Source organism: Vibrio sp. 1978 (assembly GCF_033344345.1).
On the sequence record NZ_JAWPOP010000737.1, the window covers coordinates 1 to 594 of the forward strand.

1 protein-coding gene is annotated in these 594 nt (G+C 52.5%); it reads left to right on the forward strand.

Annotation, left to right across the window (positions count from 1 at the left end):
* Positions 1–594, forward strand: a 594-nt coding sequence (locus tag R8N49_RS28830) for an NAD(P)H-dependent glycerol-3-phosphate dehydrogenase (protein WP_318190663.1), incomplete at both ends; no start/stop codon positions are given.

Genomic DNA, 594 nt, shown 5'->3' on the forward strand with positions numbered 1-594 from the left:
AAGCCATGTCTTTGGCATCGTGCTTAACAGCTGCAAACCGTTCCTGCGCGAAGATTCGCGTATCTGTTGGGCAACCAAAGGTCTTGAACCTGAAACTGGCCGACTGCTCAAAGACGTCGCATACGACATCATCGGTGAGAACTACTCGCTGGCCGTTCTATCTGGCCCAACGTTCGCGAAAGAGCTCGCGATGGGTCTACCAACTGCGATTTCCGTTGCCTCTCCAGATGCAGAGTTCGTGGCGGATCTGCAAGAGAAAATCCACTGTAGCAAAACCTTCCGCGTGTACGCGAACAACGACTTCATCGGCATGCAACTTGGCGGTGCAGTGAAAAACGTTATCGCAATTGGCGCAGGTATGTCAGACGGCATCGGTTTTGGTGCAAACGCACGTACTGCGTTGATTACCCGTGGCTTGGCTGAAATGAGCCGCCTTGGCGCTGCACTTGGTGCCAAACCAGAAACCTTCATGGGTATGGCTGGTTTAGGTGACTTGGTTCTTACGTGTACCGACAACCAGTCACGTAACCGCCGCTTTGGTTTAGCTCTCGGTCAAGGTAAAGACGTTGACACCGCACAAGAAGAAATTGGCCA